16 protein-coding genes are annotated in these 17,086 nt (G+C 73.0%); 12 read left to right on the top strand and 4 right to left on the bottom strand.

Going from position 1 to position 17,086, the window contains the following annotated elements:
- Nucleotides 1-195: 195 nt before the first annotated feature.
- Nucleotides 196-768 (top strand): HNH endonuclease, encoded by a 573-nt coding sequence (locus tag ACZ6ZR_RS06520; RefSeq protein ID WP_465639977.1) that lies wholly within the window; start codon nucleotides 196-198, stop codon nucleotides 766-768.
- A gap of 251 nt (nucleotides 769-1,019) precedes the next feature.
- Here the strand turns inward: ACZ6ZR_RS06520 and ACZ6ZR_RS06515 are convergent, their stop codons facing one another.
- Nucleotides 1,020-1,589: a CGNR zinc finger domain-containing protein gene (locus ACZ6ZR_RS06515; protein ID WP_465639975.1), complete on the bottom strand. Its 570-nt coding sequence runs from the start codon at nucleotides 1,587-1,589 to the stop codon at nucleotides 1,020-1,022.
- A gap of 159 nt (nucleotides 1,590-1,748) precedes the next feature.
- Here ACZ6ZR_RS06515 and ACZ6ZR_RS06510 point away from each other — a divergent pair, with 159 nt between their 5' ends.
- Genes ACZ6ZR_RS06510 through ACZ6ZR_RS06495 form a run of 4 tightly spaced genes read left to right on the top strand, consistent with a single transcriptional unit; the run spans nucleotide 1,749 to nucleotide 4,573 of the window.
- Nucleotides 1,749-2,204, top strand: a complete 456-nt coding sequence (locus ACZ6ZR_RS06510) for a VOC family protein (RefSeq protein WP_465639973.1) — start codon at nucleotides 1,749-1,751, stop codon at nucleotides 2,202-2,204.
- A gap of 35 nt (nucleotides 2,205-2,239) precedes the next feature.
- Nucleotides 2,240-3,166 (top strand): pyridoxamine 5'-phosphate oxidase family protein, encoded by a 927-nt coding sequence (locus ACZ6ZR_RS06505; RefSeq protein ID WP_465639971.1) that lies wholly within the window; start codon nucleotides 2,240-2,242, stop codon nucleotides 3,164-3,166.
- Between the two features lie 19 nt (nucleotides 3,167-3,185).
- Nucleotides 3,186-3,377, top strand: a complete 192-nt coding sequence (locus tag ACZ6ZR_RS06500) for a ferredoxin (protein WP_465639969.1) — start codon at nucleotides 3,186-3,188, stop codon at nucleotides 3,375-3,377.
- Nucleotides 3,374-4,573: an NAD(P)/FAD-dependent oxidoreductase gene (locus tag ACZ6ZR_RS06495; protein WP_465639967.1), complete on the top strand. Its 1,200-nt coding sequence runs from the start codon at nucleotides 3,374-3,376 to the stop codon at nucleotides 4,571-4,573. Before ACZ6ZR_RS06500 ends, ACZ6ZR_RS06495 begins: the two co-directional genes overlap by 4 nt.
- A 31-nt stretch (nucleotides 4,574-4,604) precedes the next feature.
- Here ACZ6ZR_RS06495 and ACZ6ZR_RS06490 read toward each other — a convergent pair whose 3' ends face one another.
- A complete protein-coding gene (locus tag ACZ6ZR_RS06490) occupies nucleotides 4,605-5,069 on the bottom strand; it encodes a cupin domain-containing protein (RefSeq protein ID WP_465639965.1) in 465 nt (154 codons plus the stop codon).
- 257 nt (nucleotides 5,070-5,326) lie between these two features.
- Here ACZ6ZR_RS06490 and ACZ6ZR_RS06485 point away from each other — a divergent pair, with 257 nt between their 5' ends.
- Both ACZ6ZR_RS06485 and ACZ6ZR_RS06480 read left to right on the top strand, forming a co-directional pair.
- On the top strand, nucleotides 5,327-6,703 hold the full coding sequence (locus tag ACZ6ZR_RS06485; protein ID WP_465639963.1) for a vanadium-dependent haloperoxidase: 1,377 nt from the start codon (nucleotides 5,327-5,329) through the stop codon (nucleotides 6,701-6,703).
- A gap of 22 nt (nucleotides 6,704-6,725) precedes the next feature.
- Nucleotides 6,726-7,352: a pyridoxamine 5'-phosphate oxidase family protein gene (locus ACZ6ZR_RS06480; RefSeq protein ID WP_465639961.1), complete on the top strand. Its 627-nt coding sequence runs from the start codon at nucleotides 6,726-6,728 to the stop codon at nucleotides 7,350-7,352.
- Between the two features lie 99 nt (nucleotides 7,353-7,451).
- Here ACZ6ZR_RS06480 and ACZ6ZR_RS06475 read toward each other — a convergent pair whose 3' ends face one another.
- Nucleotides 7,452-8,375 (bottom strand): LysR family transcriptional regulator, encoded by a 924-nt coding sequence (locus tag ACZ6ZR_RS06475; RefSeq protein WP_465639959.1) that lies wholly within the window; start codon nucleotides 8,373-8,375, stop codon nucleotides 7,452-7,454.
- A 226-nt stretch (nucleotides 8,376-8,601) separates the two neighbouring features.
- Here ACZ6ZR_RS06475 and ACZ6ZR_RS06470 point away from each other — a divergent pair, with 226 nt between their 5' ends.
- The 5 genes from ACZ6ZR_RS06470 to ACZ6ZR_RS06450 all read left to right on the top strand — a co-directional run bounded on the left by ACZ6ZR_RS06470 (nucleotide 8,602) and on the right by ACZ6ZR_RS06450 (nucleotide 14,556).
- On the top strand, nucleotides 8,602-9,018 hold the full coding sequence (locus tag ACZ6ZR_RS06470; protein WP_465639957.1) for a cupin domain-containing protein: 417 nt from the start codon (nucleotides 8,602-8,604) through the stop codon (nucleotides 9,016-9,018).
- Nucleotides 9,019-9,162: 144 nt separating this feature from the next.
- On the top strand, nucleotides 9,163-9,645 hold the full coding sequence (locus ACZ6ZR_RS06465) for a cobalamin B12-binding domain-containing protein (RefSeq protein WP_465639955.1): 483 nt from the start codon (nucleotides 9,163-9,165) through the stop codon (nucleotides 9,643-9,645).
- Entirely contained in the window at nucleotides 9,642-10,985 is a 1,344-nt protein-coding gene (locus tag ACZ6ZR_RS06460; protein WP_465639953.1) for a methylaspartate mutase, read from the top strand. Before ACZ6ZR_RS06465 ends, ACZ6ZR_RS06460 begins: the two co-directional genes overlap by 4 nt.
- On the top strand, nucleotides 10,982-12,856 hold the full coding sequence (locus tag ACZ6ZR_RS06455; RefSeq protein WP_465639951.1) for an FAD/NAD(P)-binding protein: 1,875 nt from the start codon (nucleotides 10,982-10,984) through the stop codon (nucleotides 12,854-12,856). The genes ACZ6ZR_RS06460 and ACZ6ZR_RS06455 overlap by 4 nt, the downstream gene beginning before the upstream one ends.
- The gene (locus ACZ6ZR_RS06450; RefSeq protein WP_465639949.1) at nucleotides 12,853-14,556 is read left to right on the top strand and encodes an AMP-binding protein; all 1,704 of its coding nucleotides are present in this window, start codon (nucleotides 12,853-12,855) and stop codon (nucleotides 14,554-14,556) included. The genes ACZ6ZR_RS06455 and ACZ6ZR_RS06450 overlap by 4 nt, the downstream gene beginning before the upstream one ends.
- A gap of 85 nt (nucleotides 14,557-14,641) precedes the next feature.
- Here the strand turns inward: ACZ6ZR_RS06450 and ACZ6ZR_RS06445 are convergent.
- The coding region (locus ACZ6ZR_RS06445; protein ID WP_465639947.1) for a beta-N-acetylglucosaminidase domain-containing protein at nucleotides 14,642-17,086 on the bottom strand (2,445 nt) is incomplete at its 5' end.

The following is a 17,086-nucleotide window of genomic DNA, read 5'->3' as shown; positions in this document are numbered from 1 at the left end:
GGTGGTGGGGTGGGATGGGGGAGGTGGGTGGGCATACCGGGTATGACGGAATCCACATCGGATCCGTTTCGCAGGAGTGGTGGCGCCCCACGACGGCGTGAGGCGACACTTGTGGAGATCGCGGCGGACACCCGCACGCGGTCGACCGCTCGTCCCGGCGCGAGCCACGCGTCGCAGGCGTCCAAGGAGGCCTCCGTGCCGCATGTCCTGGTCCTCAACGCGTCGTACGAACCGCTGGGTGTGGTCTCGATGCGACGCGCTCTGATCCTGGTCCTCAACCACAAGGCGGTCTGCCTGGAGGATTCCGGGATCACTCTGCACAGTGCCACCAGCGCCGTTCCGGCGCCGTCCGTCGTCCGTCTGACCCGCTTCGTGCGGGTCCCCTTCTGCGGTCCGGTTCCGCTCACCCGCCGGGCCCTGTTCGCCCGCGACCACGGTCGCTGCGTGTACTGCGGGGCCGCCGCCACCAGCGTCGACCACGTCATCCCGCGCAGCCGGGGCGGCCAGCACCGGTGGGACAACGTGGTGGCGGCCTGCCGCCGCTGCAACCACACCAAGGCCGACCGTCACCTGACCGAGCTCGGCTGGCGGATGAAGCGTCCGCCCGCCCCGCCCACCGGCCTGGCCTGGCGGATCATCGGCACCGGCATCAAGGACCCGCGGTGGCGGCCCTACCTGGAGCCGTACGGGGCCACCGAGCAGTTCCGCGAGTACGAGCACCACGACCATATCCGCCCGCGCGGCGAACCCGAGCCGCTCTCGGCCTGAGCCACCACCGCACCGCCGACCACCGCACCGTCCACCACCGGAGACCAGGAGACCGACAGGGCCACCCCTCGGTACGCCTCATGGGCCGCCGTACCACCCCCAGCGCGGGCGGTGCGGCGGCCCGCCGTGTGTCCGGAGGGGGTCACCACCCGTGCGGGTGAGGCAACCTGACGGAGTATCAGGGTGAGATTGGCAGGCTCGGAGCGGGCCTCCCTAGCGTCTTCGCCATGACCCCCGACCCACCGGGACGCTCAGGAACCGCTGCCGTGCCGGGCGTAGTGCCGGGAGGCCTTGGCGCGGTTCCCGCAGCCGGACATCGAGCACCAGCGGCGGGTGCCGTTCTTCGAGACGTCGTAGAAGTGCAGCACGCAACCGTGGTTCGCGCAGGAGCGGATGCGCTCCGGGCGGTCGCCGAGCAGGCGCAGGTAGTCCTGTGCGGCCGCCCAGGCGGGCAGCCACTCGGGCGCGTCGGTCTCCACGGCGGTGGCGGGGCCGTCGGCGCCGAGCAGGTGGCGGGTCCGGCCGTGGGCCAGGACGCCGTTCAGCGCGGCGCGGGCCGCCGGGTCGTCCGGTGCGCGCACGACCGCCGAGATTGCCTTCCGGGCCTCCAGCAGGCACGCCAGGGTCTCCGGAGAGGGCTCGGGCACGGCGCCGGCGAAGGCCTGACGGACCGTCGGGAAGCCGAGCCAGAGGGCCAGGCCCTCGGTGCCGTCGAGCAGGTCCCGCGGTCCGGCCTGCGGAGTCCAGCGGGTGTTCAGCAGGTCGATCGAGAGCGGTTCGCCGGCCAGGGGGCGCGGGTCGGCCGCGGTCGGCAGGGACATCGGGCTCCTCCTCACGTTCGGTGACGACGGGCGTCTGCCGGCAATACTAACCGGTTAACGGACGTTAGTCGGTTTGCCCGCCTCTGACCTAACCATTAATGTCGCTTTCAGCGGTTCGGGAACATGTCCGGACCACCTCTGTGAAGGCACGTGATGACGATGAGTAACTTCAAGTCGCTGCAGACCGGCCACGTCGGCCTGAACGTCACCGACCTGGACCGCTCGATGAACTTCTACGGGAAGGTCTTCGACTTCGAGGTGCTCGGCGAGGGCAAGGAGACGGACCGCCGGTTCGCCTTCCTGGGCCGCGACGGCAAGCTGCAGGTCACCCTCTGGCAGCAGAGCGCCGCCGCCTTCCCGACCGCTTCGGCCGGCCTGCACCACCTGTCCTTCCAGGTGGAGACGGTCGACGAGGTCAAGGACGCCGAGGCCGTGCTGCGCGACCTGGGCGCGGAGTTCGCCTACGACGGCGTGGTCCCGCACGGCGAGGGCGCCTCCTCCGGCGGCATCTTCTTCACCGACCCCGACGGCATCCGCCTGGAGATCTACAGCCCGTCCGGCGCCGAGGCCCACGAGGCCCCCACCGCCGGTGCCCCGACCTGCGGCTTCTTCTAAGACCGCCCGCCGAGCCGACCGGAAGGACAGAGACCGTGACGACCGCCTACCACCGTGGGGAGCTCGCCGTTCAGGACCGCGCCGAGCTCGGCCGGCAGGCCGGGTTCTCGCTCGGCGGGATCGGCACCGTCATCCCGCCCGTGGCCGCGGAGTTCCTGGCCGGCCGGCCGATGGTGGTCATCGGCGGCGCCGACCGGGACGGCCGGATCTGGGCCACCCAGCTGAGTGGTGCCCCCGGGTTCCTCCGGGCCCCGGACGAGCGGACGCTGACCGTCGCCGCCCGTCCGGGGCCGCAGGACCCGCTGGCCGCCGCGCTGGCCGGCCCGGCCCGGGTCGGCATGATCGCCATCGAGCCCGCCACCCGGCGCCGGATGCGGATCAACGGCCGCTCCGTCCCGGACGGCGACGGCCTGCGGGTCGAGCTCGACCAGGTCATCGCCAACTGCCCCAAGTACATCCAGAAGCGCGACCACCGCCTGCTGCTCCCGGGTGAGGCGGGCGGCGGCCGGACGCCCGCCGCGGTCGACTCGGCGGAGCTGAGCGAGGCTCAGCAGCGCTGGATCCGCGAGGCGGACACCTTCTTCGTGGCCACCGCCTCGAACCGCGGCGACGCCGACGCCTCCCACCGGGGCGGCAACCCGGGCTTCCTCCGGGTGCTCTCGCCCACCCGGCTGCGCTGGCCGGACTACGTGGGGAACGCGATGTTCCTGACCCTGGGCAACCTCGAACTCAACCCGGCCGCCGGGATCGTCGTCCCCGGCTGGGAGTCCGGCTCCTCGCTCCACCTCACCGGCACCGCCCGCACCGTCTGGGACCAGCAGCTGGTCGCCGAAGTCCCCGGCGCGCAGCGGCTGGTGGACTTCGACGTCACCGCCGTCCGGGAGGTCTCCGACGCGGCTCCGCTGCGCTGGAGCGCCCCGGAGGCCTCCCGCTTCAACCCCCCTGTCACCCCAGCCAGTTGACTGCCCGAGGAGTACGGACATGAGGATCACCGTCGACCTGAACCTCTGCGAGAGCCACGGGCAGTGCGTCTACGCCGCGCCCGAGGTGTTCTCCTTCGACGAGGACGACTACCTGGTCTTCGAGGCCGGGCCCTCGGAGGAACTGCGCGACACGGTGGAGAAGGCCGCCGCCGTCTGCCCGGTCCGTGCCATCACCGTCGAGCCCCGATGAGCGGCGGCCCGCGCCGGGTGGTCGTGGTCGGCGCCTCACTGGCCGGGCTGCGGGCCGCCGAGGCGCTGCGGGCCGGCGGCTTCGACGGCCCGCTGGCCCTGGTCGGCGCCGAGCCGCACCCGCCGTACGACCGGCCGCCGCTCTCCAAGCAGCAGTTGGCCACGGACGGCCCGGCGGACTCCACCGCCCTGCCCGTCCCGGCGGGGCTCGGCGCCGAGTGGCTGCTCGGCACCCCGGCGGTGGCGCTCGACCCGGACGGCCGCACCGTGAAGCTGGCGGACGGTCAGGAGCTGGGCTGGGACGGCCTGGTGATCGCCACCGGCTCGGCGGCCCGGGGCTGGCACGGCCCGGTGCCGGCCGGCGTGCACACCCTGCGCGGCCGGGACGACGCACTCGCGCTGCGGGCCGAACTCGGGCCGGGGCGAAGGCTGTTGGTGGTCGGGGCCGGGTTCCTCGGCGGTGAGATCGCGGCCACCGCCCGGTCCCGCGGGCTGGAGGTCACCCTGGTGGAGGCCGCCGAGCAGCCGCTGGCCCGGGCGGTCGGCGCCGAGGCGGGCGGATACCTGGCCGAGCTGCACCGGGAGGCGGGGATCGAGCTGCGCACCGGCGTCACCGTCGCGGCCTTCCACGGCGCCCCCGGGCTGACCGGGGCGACGCTCTCCGACGGGAGCGAACTCGCGGCCGACGCGGCGGTGTTGGCGCTGGGCGCGGTGCCGAACACCGGATGGCTGGAGGGCGCGGGCCTGGCGCTGGACGGCGGGGTCGGCTGCGACGCGGCGCTGCGGGCGCTGCGCGCGGACGGTTCGGTGCTGCACGGCGTGGTGGCGGCGGGCGACGTGGTGCGGTGGCCGCACCCCTTGGCCGGCGGAGCGCGGGTGGCGCTCGGGCACTGGACCAACGCGGTGGAGCAGGCGGTGGCGGCCGCGCACACCCTGCTGCGTCCCGGAGCGCCGGAGCCCTTCACCGGGGTGCCGTCGTTCTGGTCGGACCTGCACGGGGTGAAGGTCCGGTCGGTCGGCCTGCCGGCCTTCGCCGACGAGGCCCGGGTGGTCGAACTCGACCTGCCGGGGCGGAGGTTGGAGGTCTCGTACCACCGGGCGGGCGGGCTGGTCGGCGCGCTGGCCGTCAACCGGGTCGGCCGGCTGGCCGGCTACCGGCGGGAGCTCCAGGAGGTGCTGCTCGGTGCGGTGCGGTGACCGCACCGAGCAGCGGCTCGCTGAGCGACCGTCAGAACTTGCAGTTCTTCGGCGCCTCGCGCTCGTAACGGAGCGGGGTGCCCTCGGGGAGGACGTAGGTCAGGTGGAGCTCGATCGGCTCGGTGCCGAGGTTGACGCCGTCCAGCGGGATGTCGCCCTGCTTGATGAAGGAGCTGCCGGCCGGGAAGGTCTCGACCTTGCAGTCCGCGCTGCGGCGGGTGATGGTGCCCTTGGCGACGGTCAGGAAGACGATGCCCGGGTGGACGTGCCAGCCGGTGTGGCCGCCGGGCTGGATGACCAGGGTCTGCTCGATGACCCGGGTGACGTTCTTGACCTTGACGTTCTGGGGCTTCACGAAGTGACCCGAGGCGGTGGTGGTCGCAGTCATCCCGCTGCCAGGGCTGGCGGAGGCGACGCCACCGGCGCCGAGCAGACCGGCGACCAGAGCGACGGAGACCACAGCGCGACGGCCACGGCTGGTACGCGTGATGTTCACGTTCATTACTCCAGGGGGTAAAACGTGCGGGGGAGTCGATCGGAGGAAATTCCGACGCCAGGGACGCTAAGGGTCTCGCCGAAGACACATCAAGGCTTATCGGACGCATATGTCAGGTCGCCCGGAATTCACTCCTCCGGTGATCTGTCCCGGTATCGGGAATGCCGATGGCCGATTTACTGGAAACGTCTGTCTAAACCTGCGGGCAGGCTCTAGATTCCTTCTCGCAAGCCTCCTAGCGAAAAGGATCCGCCCAGATGAACCGCACCACGAGGACTCGCCGCTCCGTGCTCAAGGCCGCCTGTTCGGTCCTGGCGATAGGCGGCCTGGTCTCACTCGTCCCGCAGAGCGCCAACGCGGTCGAGGACGCCGAGACGTCGGCTGTCCACCGCACCGACCACGTCATCTACTGGAACAACGTCCTGATGGACGCCTTCCGGACCACCGGTGGCACCCCCGGCCCGCTGGGCCGCGGCGGCGCCATGATGAACCTCGCCATCTACGACGCCGTCAACTCGATCCAGCAGATCGGCCGTCCGTACCGCACCCTGGTCCCGCACAGCCGCGGCTACAACGGCTCGATGGAGGCGGCCATCGACCAGGCCGCGTACAGCTCGCTGAAGGCTGCCTTCCCGGCGATCAACTTCGACGACGAGCTGAACACCGCCGTCTCGCTGCGCCGCCCGACCAACGCGATCAACATCAACCGCGGCATCGCGATCGGCAACGCCGCCGCCAACGGCATCATCACCGACCGGGTCGGCGACGGCGCGGACGACAACACCCCCTACGTGGTCACCAACCAGCCCGGCTACTGGCGGCCGACCCCGGGCAGCGCCCCGGTCCCGCACTCGCCGAACTGGGGCAAGGTCAAGCCCTTCGGTCTGCTCTCCGGCAGCCAGTTCCGCCCGACCAGCCTGCCCTTCGGCTTCACCAACATCACCGACTTCATCGCCAGCCCGCAGTACGCGGCCGGCGTGGACGAGGTCCGCCGCCTCGGTGGTGCCACCTCGACCCAGCGCACGGCCGACCAGACCGAGCAGGCCCGCTACTGGGCCAACGACGTCAACGGCACCTACAAGCCGATCGGCCACCAGTACATCCAGTCGATCGCGGTCTACGAGCAGCAGCACCCCTGGGTCGACTCGGCCCAGAGCGCCCGCCTGTTCGCGATGATCTCCGTAGCGATGGCCGACGCCGCGATCGCGATCTGGGACTCCAAGTTCGACACCGACAACGACCTGTGGCGCCCGGAGTCCGCGATCAACTTCGCGGACACCGACAACAACGCGCTGACCACGGCCGACCCGGCCTGGCGTCCGCTCTCGATGACCCCGCAGGGCGTGCACTTCTCCCCGCCGTTCCCGACCTACGTCTCGGGCCACTCCGGCATCGTGGCGGCCTGGGCCGGCGCGATGAAGAACTTCTTCGGCTGCGACAACATCCCGTTCAGCAGCGGCACCGACGACCCGAACGCGGTCGGCGTGGTCCGCCACTTCACCAGCTTCACCCAGGCCGCGCAGGAGAAGGCCAACAGCCGCCTCTACGCGGGTGTCCACTTCCGCTGGGACAACGACGCCGCCCTGGAGATGGGCTACAAGGTGGCGGCCGAGGTCAACAAGAACGTCCTGTAAGTCACTTGACGAGGAGTAAGCCGTGACCAGCCGGTACGCACAGATCGCCTTCACCACGGAGACCAAGCGCCATCAGCAGGCGCACGGGAGCGCGCGCAGCTACGAGCGGATGGCAGCCGGGGCGGAGGGTGCGGACCGGCTGGGTCCGGACGAAGCCTGGTTCATCCAGGAGCGCGACAGCTTCTACCTGGCCAGCGCCAGCGCGACCGGCTGGCCGTACGTGCAGCACCGGGGCGGGCCCAAGGGCTTCGTCAAGGTGCTGGACGAGCACCACATCGCCTTCGCGGACTACCGGGGCAACAAGCAGTACATCACCACCGGGAACCTGGACCACGACAGCCGGGTCTCGCTCTTCCTGGTCGACTACCCGCACCGGGCCCGCCTGAAGGTCTTCGGCCGGGCCCGGGCGGTGGACAAGGACGCGGACGGCGCGCTGATGGAGGCGGTCCGGGACAAGGACTACCCGGGCGTGCCCGAGCGGGCCCTGGTGATCGAGGTCGAGGCCTTCGACTGGAACTGCAGCCAGCACATCACGCCCCGGTTCACCAAGGAGGAGATCGAGACGGCCGTGGAGCCGCTGACCACCCGGCTCCAGGAGCTGGAGAAGGAGAACGCCCGGCTCAAGGCCCAGTTGCTGGGCACCGCCTGACGGTCCCGCCCGGAACGCCCGGAGGCCCTCGTAGCGACGCTACGAGGGCCTCCGGGCGTTCCCGCCGCACGGGGGAGGCGGCGCGGCCCTGACGGGCCGTCAGGCGGAGCCCACGGGCTCCCCGGTGAGCTGGCCCACCCGCCGGGCCAGCTCCAACAGGGCCACCATCGCGGCGGGCTGCCAGGCCTGGTCGCGCCAGAGCATCCAGACCGCCCGCCGCATCCTCGGTAACTGCTCCTGGAGCACCACCGAGCCCAGCTCCACCTCGCGGGCCACCGACTGCTCCGGGAGCACCGCGATGAACGGGCCGCTGCGCATCAGCCCGAGGGCGCTGCCCACCGAGCCGGCCGACATCACCTCCAACGTGAAGCCGTACTGCTCCTGCAGGGCGTTCTGCACCTGCTCCTGGGACGGGCAGCCGTGGTCGACCTGGAGGATCCGGGCCTCCCGCAGCCGCCCGACCGGATCGCCCTCGGCGCCGGGCAGGCCCAGCGAGCCGACGCAGACCAGGTCCAGCTCGTGCAGCCGCTCGCGGACCACTCCGGCCGGCGGCGGCTCGGAGGGCTCGGCGGTGCTGGTCATCATCAGGCCGAGGTCCAGCCGGCCGGCCGCGACCTCCTCCGGGATCCGGGTGGAGAGCATGCTGAGCGGGGAGACGGTGACCCGCGGGTACCGGTAGCGGGCCTCCCAGATCAGCCGGGACACCTCGCGGTCCACCAGCGAGCCGGTCGCGCCCACCGACACCTGACCGGTGACCTCGCCGTTCTCGGCGAGCGCGGCCGACAGCTCGTCCACCGCGGAGAGCATCCGGGCCGCGTACCCGTGGAAGATCTGGCCGGCCTCGGTGAGCCTGACCCCGTGCGGCAGCCGCTGGAACAGCGGGGTGCCCACCTGGGCCTCCAGCACCCGGACGTGCGCGGTGATGGTGGACTGCGAGTAGCCGAGCTTGCGGCCCGCCTTGGTGATGCTCTGCAGGCGCGAGACTTCCCAGAAAGTCCGCAGCTGGTACATGGCTATGTCCACTGCGCCTCCTCTCGCTATCGAGTTCCCATCATCCTGCGCGAGCGCACACGCCCTCCACAGGCAGCTGAGCTGACTCTGTCACCTGCCATCGGCTTCTCGCGTGCCTCCCCATCGGGAAGGCCGGGGGGCCAGGGGTCTCCCCGGGCCATACATTTATTACAGGCCGAGGGAGCGGAAAAAGAAAAGCCCCGGCCAGAATCCAGATAAATCCTAGAAGGGGATTCCCATGGCCGAGATCGAGTTCATCCAGAATGTCTTCCGCAGCGGTTTCGACCTCACCGACATCGAGTGGACGACCTGGTCCGAGCCGGGCCGGGCGGGCGTCGAGCACCACGTGCTCTGGGCCCCGAACGCCGAGACCGGCGAGGAGTCGGTGGGCCTGCTGCTCCGCTTCCCGCCGACCGCCCACGGCGACTTCCACGAGCACCTCGGCTACGAACTGATGCTCGTTCTGGACGGCCAGCTGGACCACAGCGACGGCGACTCGTACGTGAAGGGCGACCTGATCGTCGAGGGCCCGGGCACCCAGCACCAGATGTCCAGCGCCTCCGGCTGCACCGTGCTGGCGATCCGCACCCGCCCGGCCTCGCCGCGCACCCCGCAGCACCCGATCCGGCCGGTCGCCGCCGCGCTGATCTCCTGACCGGCCCGGCCGGCCGGCCCGACGGGGAAGCCCCCGCGGGCCGGCCACCCCGGCCGCCGGACCGCAACTCCCGCTCTGCACAAACCCGCTGACCGAGCATCAGCGGCCCCTCGTACCCACCCGCAGATCGTCAGAGAGAAGCCCATGTCATCGCTTACCCCGACCGGGGCGCACCTGCCGGCCCAGCGCCGGCACAGTGGCCGCCGGGTCCTGGTCTCCAGCGTCTCCTCCGACTCCCACACCTGGAACCTCGTCTTCCTGCAGCTGCTGCTGGAGGAGATGGGCCACGAGGTGGTCAACATCGGCGCCTGCGTCCCGGACGAGCTGCTGATCGCCGAGTGCCGCCGCCACAACCCCGACATGGTCGTGGTGAGCAGCGTCAACGGCCACGGCTTCCTGGACGGCCGCCGGATGATCGGCCGGCTGCGCGACCAGGCCGACCTGGCGGACCTGCCGGTCGTGATCGGCGGCAAGCTCGGCATCCGCGGCGGTGAAGGCGGCGGCTACGGCGCCGAGTTGATGGCCGCGGGCTTCACCGCGGTGTTCGAGGACGGAGAGGGCGTGGCGGACTTCCGCCGCTACCTGGAGACCCCCAAGCCCGTAGCGATCGTCGGAGGCGCAGCATGAGCACCCTGGCCACTGCCACCCCCGCGGGCGGCGTCCGCCGCCTGCTGTCCACCGCCCCCTTCGGCGACACCGTCGCCGCCGCCGCGGCCGCCGGCCGCCTCGTGGTCCAGCCCCGGATGGGCATGCCCAGCGTCCCGGTGATGCTCGGCGGGCTCCAGGCGGTCGCCGCCGCCGACGCCACCACGGTCGGCACCATCACCCTCGACAGCTACACCCGGGTCGGCGACCACGACTCGGCCCGCAAGGCCCTCCGCGAGGGCTCGGACCTCAACGGCTTCCCGATCGTGGCGCACGGCGCCGACGTCACCCGCGAGATGCTGGCCCAGATCGGCGCCCCGGACTTCGCGATCCAGGTCCGGCACGGCTCCCCGCTGCCGCTCGGCATCGTGCAGGCCCTGCTGGACGCCGGCCTGGACGCCACCGAGGGCGGCCCGGTCTCCTACTGCCTCCCCTACTCCCGCACCCCGCTCGCCCAGGCGGTGGACGCCTGGGCGGCCAGCTGCGAGATGCTCGCCGAGCGGGTGCAGGGCGCCCACCTGGAGAGCTTCGGCGGCTGCATGCTCGGCCAGCTCTGCCCGCCCAGCCTGCTGGTGGCGATCTCCGCCCTGGAGGGCATGTTCTTCCGCCAGCGCGGCCTGAGCAGCATCTCGCTCAGCTACGCCCAGGGCACCAACTTCGCCCAGGACGTGGACGCCATCGCGGCGCTGCGCCACCTGGCCGGCCAGTACCTCGGCGACACCCAGTGGCACGTGGTCCTGTACTCCTACATGGGGGTCTTCCCCCGCACCGAGGCCGGCGCGCTCGAACTGCTCCGCGGCAGCGCCACGCTGGCCCGCACCACCGGCGCCGAGCGCCTGATCGTCAAGACCCCGGCCGAGGCCCACCGCATCCCCACCGTCGCCGACAACATCCTCGCCCTGGGCGAGGCGGCCCGGGCCTCCGAGGGTGTCGTCCCGCAGCCCGGCTCGATCACCGACAACCCGGTCTACGCCGAGGCCCGCACCCTGGTCGAGGCGGTCCTGGAGCTCGACCCCGACATCGGCCAGGCGCTGCGCAAGGCCTTCGAGAAGGGCTACCTGGACGTCCCCTTCTGCCTGCACGCCGACAACGCCCAGCGGTCCCGCAGCTTCATCGACGGGGACGGCCGGCTGCAGTGGCTCTCCACCGGCCGGATGCCGATCCAGGCGACCAGGCCCGCCGGCTCCGCCCGGCTCGGCGCCGACGACTTCCTCGGGATGCTCTCCCACGTGCAGCGCGGCTTCGACCTCGCCGCCCTGGAGACCGAGTACAGCCGCCCCACCCTCACCTCCGCCACCTCGACCGCCAAGGACGCCAAGTGACCACCGACCGCAACCCCCAGGCCCCCCTCTCCCTCGGCATCATCGGCTCCGGTCCGCGCGGTCTGTCCGTGCTGGAGCGCCTCGCGGTCCGGCTGAACGACGGCGAACTGAGCGGCCGTCAGGTCCGCATCCACCTGATCGACGCGGTGGAGATCGGCTCCGGCCGGGTGTGGCGCACGGACCAGGACGACTGGTTCACGATGAACACGGTGGTCGGCCAGGTGACGATGTACTCGGGCGACCCGGACGGCGGCCCGGCCCGCCCCGGCGCCGGCCCCTCGCTGGGCCAGTGGATCGCCGAGCGGGCGAGAACCCACGGCGAGCCGCTGCTGGGCCCGGACGACTACGCCTCCCGGCAGCGCTACGGCCAGTACCAGCAGGCCGTCTACCGCTCGATCGCCGAGAACCTCCCGGAACGGGTCGAGTTAGTACCGGTCAAGGCCCGGGTCACCCAGGCCTCGCCGGCCGCCGAGGGCGGCTACGTGCTCGAACTGGACGCCGCCCCCTACCTGTTGGAGGTCGACCAGCTCCTGCTCGCCACCGGTCACCCGACCAACAAGGCGGACGCCTTCGAGCGCGGCATGTTCGCCTTCGCCGACCGCCACCCGGGCCTGGCCTACCTGGCCGGCGACTCCGCCGCCGACATGGCGCTGGACCAGGACACCGTCCGCCCCGGCTCCACGGTCGCGATCCGCGGCCTCGGTCTCTCCTTCTACGACGTGATGCTCAGCCTGACCATCGGCCGCGGCGGCACCTTCGCCACCGACGCGGACGGCACCCTGCGCTACCTGGCCAGCGGCCTGGAGCCGAAGATCGTCACCGGCTCGCGCAGCGGCCTGCCGATCCCGGCCCGCGGCCGCAACCAGAAGAACCCCGACCACAGCCACAAGCCGCGCTTCCTCACCTCGGCCGCCGTGGCCGACGCCCGCAAGCGCCGGATCGACGCCGGCGGCAGCGGCCGCCTGCGCTTCGACGAGGACGTCCTCCCGCTGCTGCTGCAGGAGGTGGAGGCGGTCCGCGCCGACTCCCGGGCCCGCACCGGCGGCGCCCCGCTGGCCCCGCTCGACCTGGACGCGCTGGCCCGCCCGTTCCGCGGCAAGGAGTACACCGGCCCGGAGCAGTTCCGCGCCGAACTGCTGACCGTCATGCGGGAGGACCTCGATGCGGCCCAGCTCGGCAACGCGGACGGTCCGCTCAAGTCGGCCCTCGACGTCCTCCGCGACATCCGCAACGTGGTGCGCGAGGCGGTCGACTACGGCGGCCTCCAGCCCGACTCCTACGTGGAGGAGTTCCAGAAGAAGTTCCTCCCCGTCAACTCCCTGCTCTCCGCCGGACCTCCGATCGAGCGGGTGGAGCAGCTGGTGGCGCTGATCGAGGCCGGAGTGGTCGAGGTGGCCGGCCCCGCCACCGAGTTCGAGGCCGACGAGACGGCCGGGAAGTTCCGGATCTCCTCCCCGCAGGTGGCCGGCTCGGTGCACCACGCCGAGGTGCTGGTCGACGCCCGCATCCCCACCCCGGACCTGCACAAGGACACCTCCCCGCTCACCACCTCGCTCGTCGCCGACGGCCTGGTCAGCGAGTACGTGATGACCGACCCGGCGACCGGCGCGAGCCACGCCACCGGCGGCCTGAACGTCACCGAGGCCCCGTTCCGGGTGATCGACGCCGACGGCCGGATCCGCTGCGACCTCTACGCCCTGGGCATCCCGACCGAGCACACCCGCTGGTTCACCCAGGTCGGCAGCGGCAAGCCGGGCCTCAACACCCTGTTCCGCCGCGACGCCGACTCGATCGCCGCCGCCATGATCCAGCTCGCACTGACCACCACCGCCCCCCAGTCCGCCACCGTCACCGCCGGAGGAGCCGCGTGAACACCGCCGGCCGCAACCCCAACGCCACCGCCGCCTTCCGCGCCGCCCGCAACGTCCTGCTGGACAACGCGCACGACCTGGACACCGCCCGCGAGCAGTTCCAGTGGCCCCAACTGCCGCAGTTCAACTGGGCGCTGGACTGGTTCGACGTGATCGCCGCCGAGAACGGCGAGCGCACCGCGCTCCGCCTGCTGGGTGAGGGCCCGGCCCGCGAGGTCAGCTACGCCGAGCTCTCCCGCCGCTCCGACCAGGTCGCCAACTGGCTCCGCTCGCAGGGGGTCATGCGCGGCGACCGGCTCCTGATGGCCCTGCACAACCGCCTCCCGCTCTACGAGACGATGCTCGCCGCGATCAAGCTGGGCGCGGTGGTCGTCCCCACCTACGCCACCGCCACCACCGACGACCTGGCGGACCGGCTGGACCGGGCCAAGGTTCGCCACGTGCTCACCGAGGACACCCTGGTCGAGCGCTTCGCCGACCTGCCGGGCGGCTGGACCAGGATCAACACCGGTGCCCGGGTGGAGGGTTGGGCCAACTACGCGGACTCCGAGACCGCCCCCGAGGCCTTCGACCCCAAGGGCTCCACCCGCGGCGACGACCCGCTGTTCGTCTACTTCACCTCCGGCACCACCTCCCGCCCCAAGATGGTCCTGCACACCCACACCAGCTACCCGGTCGGCCACCTCTCCGGGATGTACTGGAACGGGGTCCGCCCCGGCGACGTCCACCTGAACATCTCGGCCCCCGGCTGGGCCAAGCACGCCTGGAGCTCCTTCTTCGTCCCCTTCAACGCCGAGGCCACCATCGTGGTCCTGGACTCCGCCCTCTCCACCCCGACCGCGGTCCTGAACACCCTGCGGGAGCAGGGCATCACCACCTTCTGCGCCCCGCCGACCGTCTGGCGCGGCCTGCTGGCCGAGGGCCTGGGCGAGGCCCCCGCCACCCTCCGGGAGGCGACCTGCGCCGGGGAGCCGCTGGAGGCCACCCTGATCTCCACGGTCGAGGAGACCTGGGGCGTCTACGTCCGGGACGGCTACGGCCAGACCGAGACCACCGGCCAGATCGGCCACACCCCGGGCCGCCGCCCGCAGGCCGGCGTGATGGGCCGTCCGCTCCCCGGCTACCGCCCGGTCGTGGTGGACCCGAAGACCGGCCTGCCGGTCGCCCCCGGCAACGTCGGTGAGCTCTGCCTGGACCTGACGGTCCGTCCGACCGGCATCATGGTCGGCTACGCCGCCGACCAGAAGAAGACCGAGGCGGCCTTCGCCGGCGGCTACTACCACACCGGCGACCTGGTCCGGCTCGGCGAGGACGGCGAGCTGAGCTACGTCGGCCGCGACGACGACATGTTCAAGTCCTTCGACTACCGGATCTCCCCGCTGGAGCTGGAGCGGGTGCTGCTGGGCCACCCGGCCGTCGAGCAGGCCGCCGTGGTGCCGGTGCCGGACCCGGTCGGCATGTGGATCCCCAAGGCCTTCGTGCTGCTCGCCCCCGAGTGGGCCGGGCGGGAGGACGCCGCCGAGCTGCTCTTCCAGCGGGTCCGGGCCGAGCTGCCGGCCGAGAAGTGGGTCAAGGTCCTGGAGTTCGTCACCGGGATGCCGACCACCATCTCCGGCAAGATCCGCCGCGCCGAGCTGCGCACCCTGCAGACCCTGGGCCACGAGGAGCACCTGCTGGCCGACCTGGCGGTGGCCAACTGAGCCCCGCCGCGCACCACCACGGAGCCGCGCCGACCCCCTGGGAGCACCCGGGGGCGGCGCGGCTCCGTTTTCCGTCAGGGCGCCGTCAGCTCGTGGTGACCCCGTACAGCTGCACCGAGTTGAGCGCGTAGCCGTACTTGGTGGCCCGGGTGACGCCCTGCACCCGCAGGTACCTGGTGCCCGGCGCGTCGAAGCGCACCGTCTCGGTGCCGCCCCGGCCGTCCGCCACGGTGGCCACCGTGGTCCACGCGACCCCGTCCGCCGAGGCCTCCAGTCGGTACGCGGAGGCGTACGCGGCCTCCCAGCCCAGCACCGCCGAGCCCAGCCGGCCCGGCTCCGGGAGCTCCAGCCGCACCCAGGCGTCGTCCTTCGCGGGGGAGGACCACCGGGTCTTCGGGTCCCCGTCGTTGACCGCGGCGGCGGGCGTCTTCGCGGAGTCGTCGCCGGAGGAGGAGGCCACCGCGCCCGGCGCCAGGTCGGGGCCGCCGGTCGGCGGCACCACCCGCACCCGCAGGGTCTGGCGCACCGTCAGGCCCTGGGCGGTGAAGACCACCGGCACCTCGTACGTCCCGGTCGGGGTGGCGGCCGCCGCCGTCACCTGGAGCGGGGCGGCGATCCTGCCCCCGCGCGGCACCGCGAGCTCGGGCACCGGAGCCACCGTCAGGCCCTGGGCCACGCCCGGCACCTCGGCGGTGAGCCGTCCGGTCACCACGTCCGGGCGGCCGGACTCGACCACCGCCCCGGTCTGCGCCGGGGTGGCGGCGCCGGCCACCACGTCCAGCACCTGGGCGGAGAGCGAGAGCCGGGCGGCCGGGGTGTCCTGGTACCAGGGCACGATCTGGTTGACCACCGGCGGCTCGCCGCCCGCCGCCCAGGTCAGCCGGATGGAGGTCACCTGCCGCCCCCCGGCGGGCAGTTCGTTCCAGCCGGGGCGGACGGTGCCGACCGCCACCCAGCTGCCGTCCGGCTGCTCCAGCTCGACGGTGCCCGAGGCCTTCACGGTCGGGTCGGTCAGCACGGTGACCCGGTCCAGCGGGCGGGCCGCGCCGAGCTGCACGGTGAGCGGGACGTCCCCGGCGGCCGGGGCGCTGGCCGCCCGGTAGGCGGTGTCCGGGTTCCCGTCCAGTACCGCCGCGGCCGAGGAGCCGGGCTCGGCCACCGGGCCGCCGCTCACCGTGGCCGGGGTCTCGCCCGGCGCCGCCACGCTGAACTCGCGCACCGCCACCGCGGTCTTCTGCCCGGCGGTGGCCCGCAGCCGTACGGCCTTGGCCACCACCCCGGGCGGCACGGTGACGGTGAGGTCCTGACGGCCGCTCAGATCGGCCAGCGGCCGCCAGCCGCCCTCGCCGGTGGAGTACTCCAGCACGCCCTCGCGCAGGAAGTCGCCGGCCGCGCTGCGGGCGTCCGCCCCCTGGCCCCAACTGCCCATCAGCACCGTGACGCTGCCCACCGGGCGGCCGGGGCCGAGGTCCAGGCCGATGGTGTCACCGGTCTGCGGCGGGGCGGCGGTCCAGTAGAAGGTGTCGGCCGAGTCGTCGGTCATCAGCCCGGGCCGGTGGTCGTGCGCGGTGCCCAGGGTGGTGGTCGCCGAGACCGGCCCGGCGCTCACCCCCGACCAGCTGTCGGCGGCCCGCACCGCCCGGTCCAGGAACGGGTCCAGCACCCCGGCGCCGACGGTGGCGCCGCCCTGGCCGAGCCGCTCCCGCTCGCCGCGCAGCGCGACCCGCTGCTGCCAGGCCGCCGAACCGTCCCCGCCGCGCTGGGCCAGCAGCATGTCCACCGCGGCCAGCCCGGCCCGGCCGTACCCGGCCAGCTCGGCCAGCCACTGGTCCGCCTCCACCCCGACCTGCTCGGTGGCCAGCGCCTGCCGGGCCCCGGCCATGGTGGCGAAGGCGTCCCGCAGCGGCCCGGCCGCCTCGGCCAGCTTCGCCCGGTCCGGCGCGGCCCCGCCGGTCGGCTCCAGGGCCGCCCAGAACCGCTCGGCCAGCGGGGTCAGGTAGCCCGACTCGCCCTTGGCGAGCACCGACGAGGAGCTGTGCCCGGCCAGCGCGGTGAGCGCCGCCAGGCCCTCCGCCGAACCGGCCAGCGGGCGCAGCGCGGCCCGCCAGGACTCGGCGGGCCGGTAGCCCTCCGGGTTCCAGCTGAAGTCGCCGGCGGTGGCCAGCGGCACCTGCGAGGCCACCGGCTGCTCCATCGCGGCGGTCAGCAGCGCGGCCGAACCGGTCGCCACCCCGGCCTCCCGGCCCTGGTACGCGCCCAGGTAGAGCCGCTCCGGCGCCGAGTCGTTGGCCGGGTAGCCGTCCAGGGTGACCAGCGGCCGCCCGGACGCCTTCGCCGCTTCCGCGGTGGCCGCCGCCGAGATCTTCGCCGGGATCACCGCACCGCCGCTCCAGGCCACCCGGACGTCCGCGGGCAGCGCCGCGGTGAGGGCCTTGCGGTACGGCGAGACGGCCGCCTTCTGATAGTCCGTCGGCACCACGGTCAGCGGCAGCTTCCCCTTGGTCAGCCGCTCCCGGACCTTGCCCGCCAG

The organism is Kitasatospora sp. NPDC088742, from assembly GCF_055584905.1.
Note: the sequence above shows the minus strand (reverse complement) of the source record. Positions and strands in the feature narration are given on the sequence as shown.

Excerpts from the sequence above, each read along its gene's own strand:
- ACZ6ZR_RS06515 (WP_465639975.1), bottom strand. The coding sequence starts at position 1,589 with ATGTCCCTGCCGACCGCGGCCGACCCGCGCCCCCTGGCCGGCGAACCG.
- ACZ6ZR_RS06510 (WP_465639973.1), top strand. The coding sequence starts at position 1,749 with ATGAGTAACTTCAAGTCGCTGCAGACCGGCCACGTCGGCCTGAACGTC.
- ACZ6ZR_RS06500 (WP_465639969.1), top strand. The coding sequence starts at position 3,186 with ATGAGGATCACCGTCGACCTGAACCTCTGCGAGAGCCACGGGCAGTGC.
- ACZ6ZR_RS06495 (WP_465639967.1), top strand. The coding sequence starts at position 3,374 with ATGAGCGGCGGCCCGCGCCGGGTGGTCGTGGTCGGCGCCTCACTGGCC.
- ACZ6ZR_RS06485 (WP_465639963.1), top strand. The coding sequence starts at position 5,327 with ATGAACCGCACCACGAGGACTCGCCGCTCCGTGCTCAAGGCCGCCTGT.
- ACZ6ZR_RS06470 (WP_465639957.1), top strand. The coding sequence starts at position 8,602 with ATGGCCGAGATCGAGTTCATCCAGAATGTCTTCCGCAGCGGTTTCGAC.
- ACZ6ZR_RS06465 (WP_465639955.1), top strand. The coding sequence starts at position 9,163 with ATGTCATCGCTTACCCCGACCGGGGCGCACCTGCCGGCCCAGCGCCGG.
- ACZ6ZR_RS06460 (WP_465639953.1), top strand. The coding sequence starts at position 9,642 with ATGAGCACCCTGGCCACTGCCACCCCCGCGGGCGGCGTCCGCCGCCTG.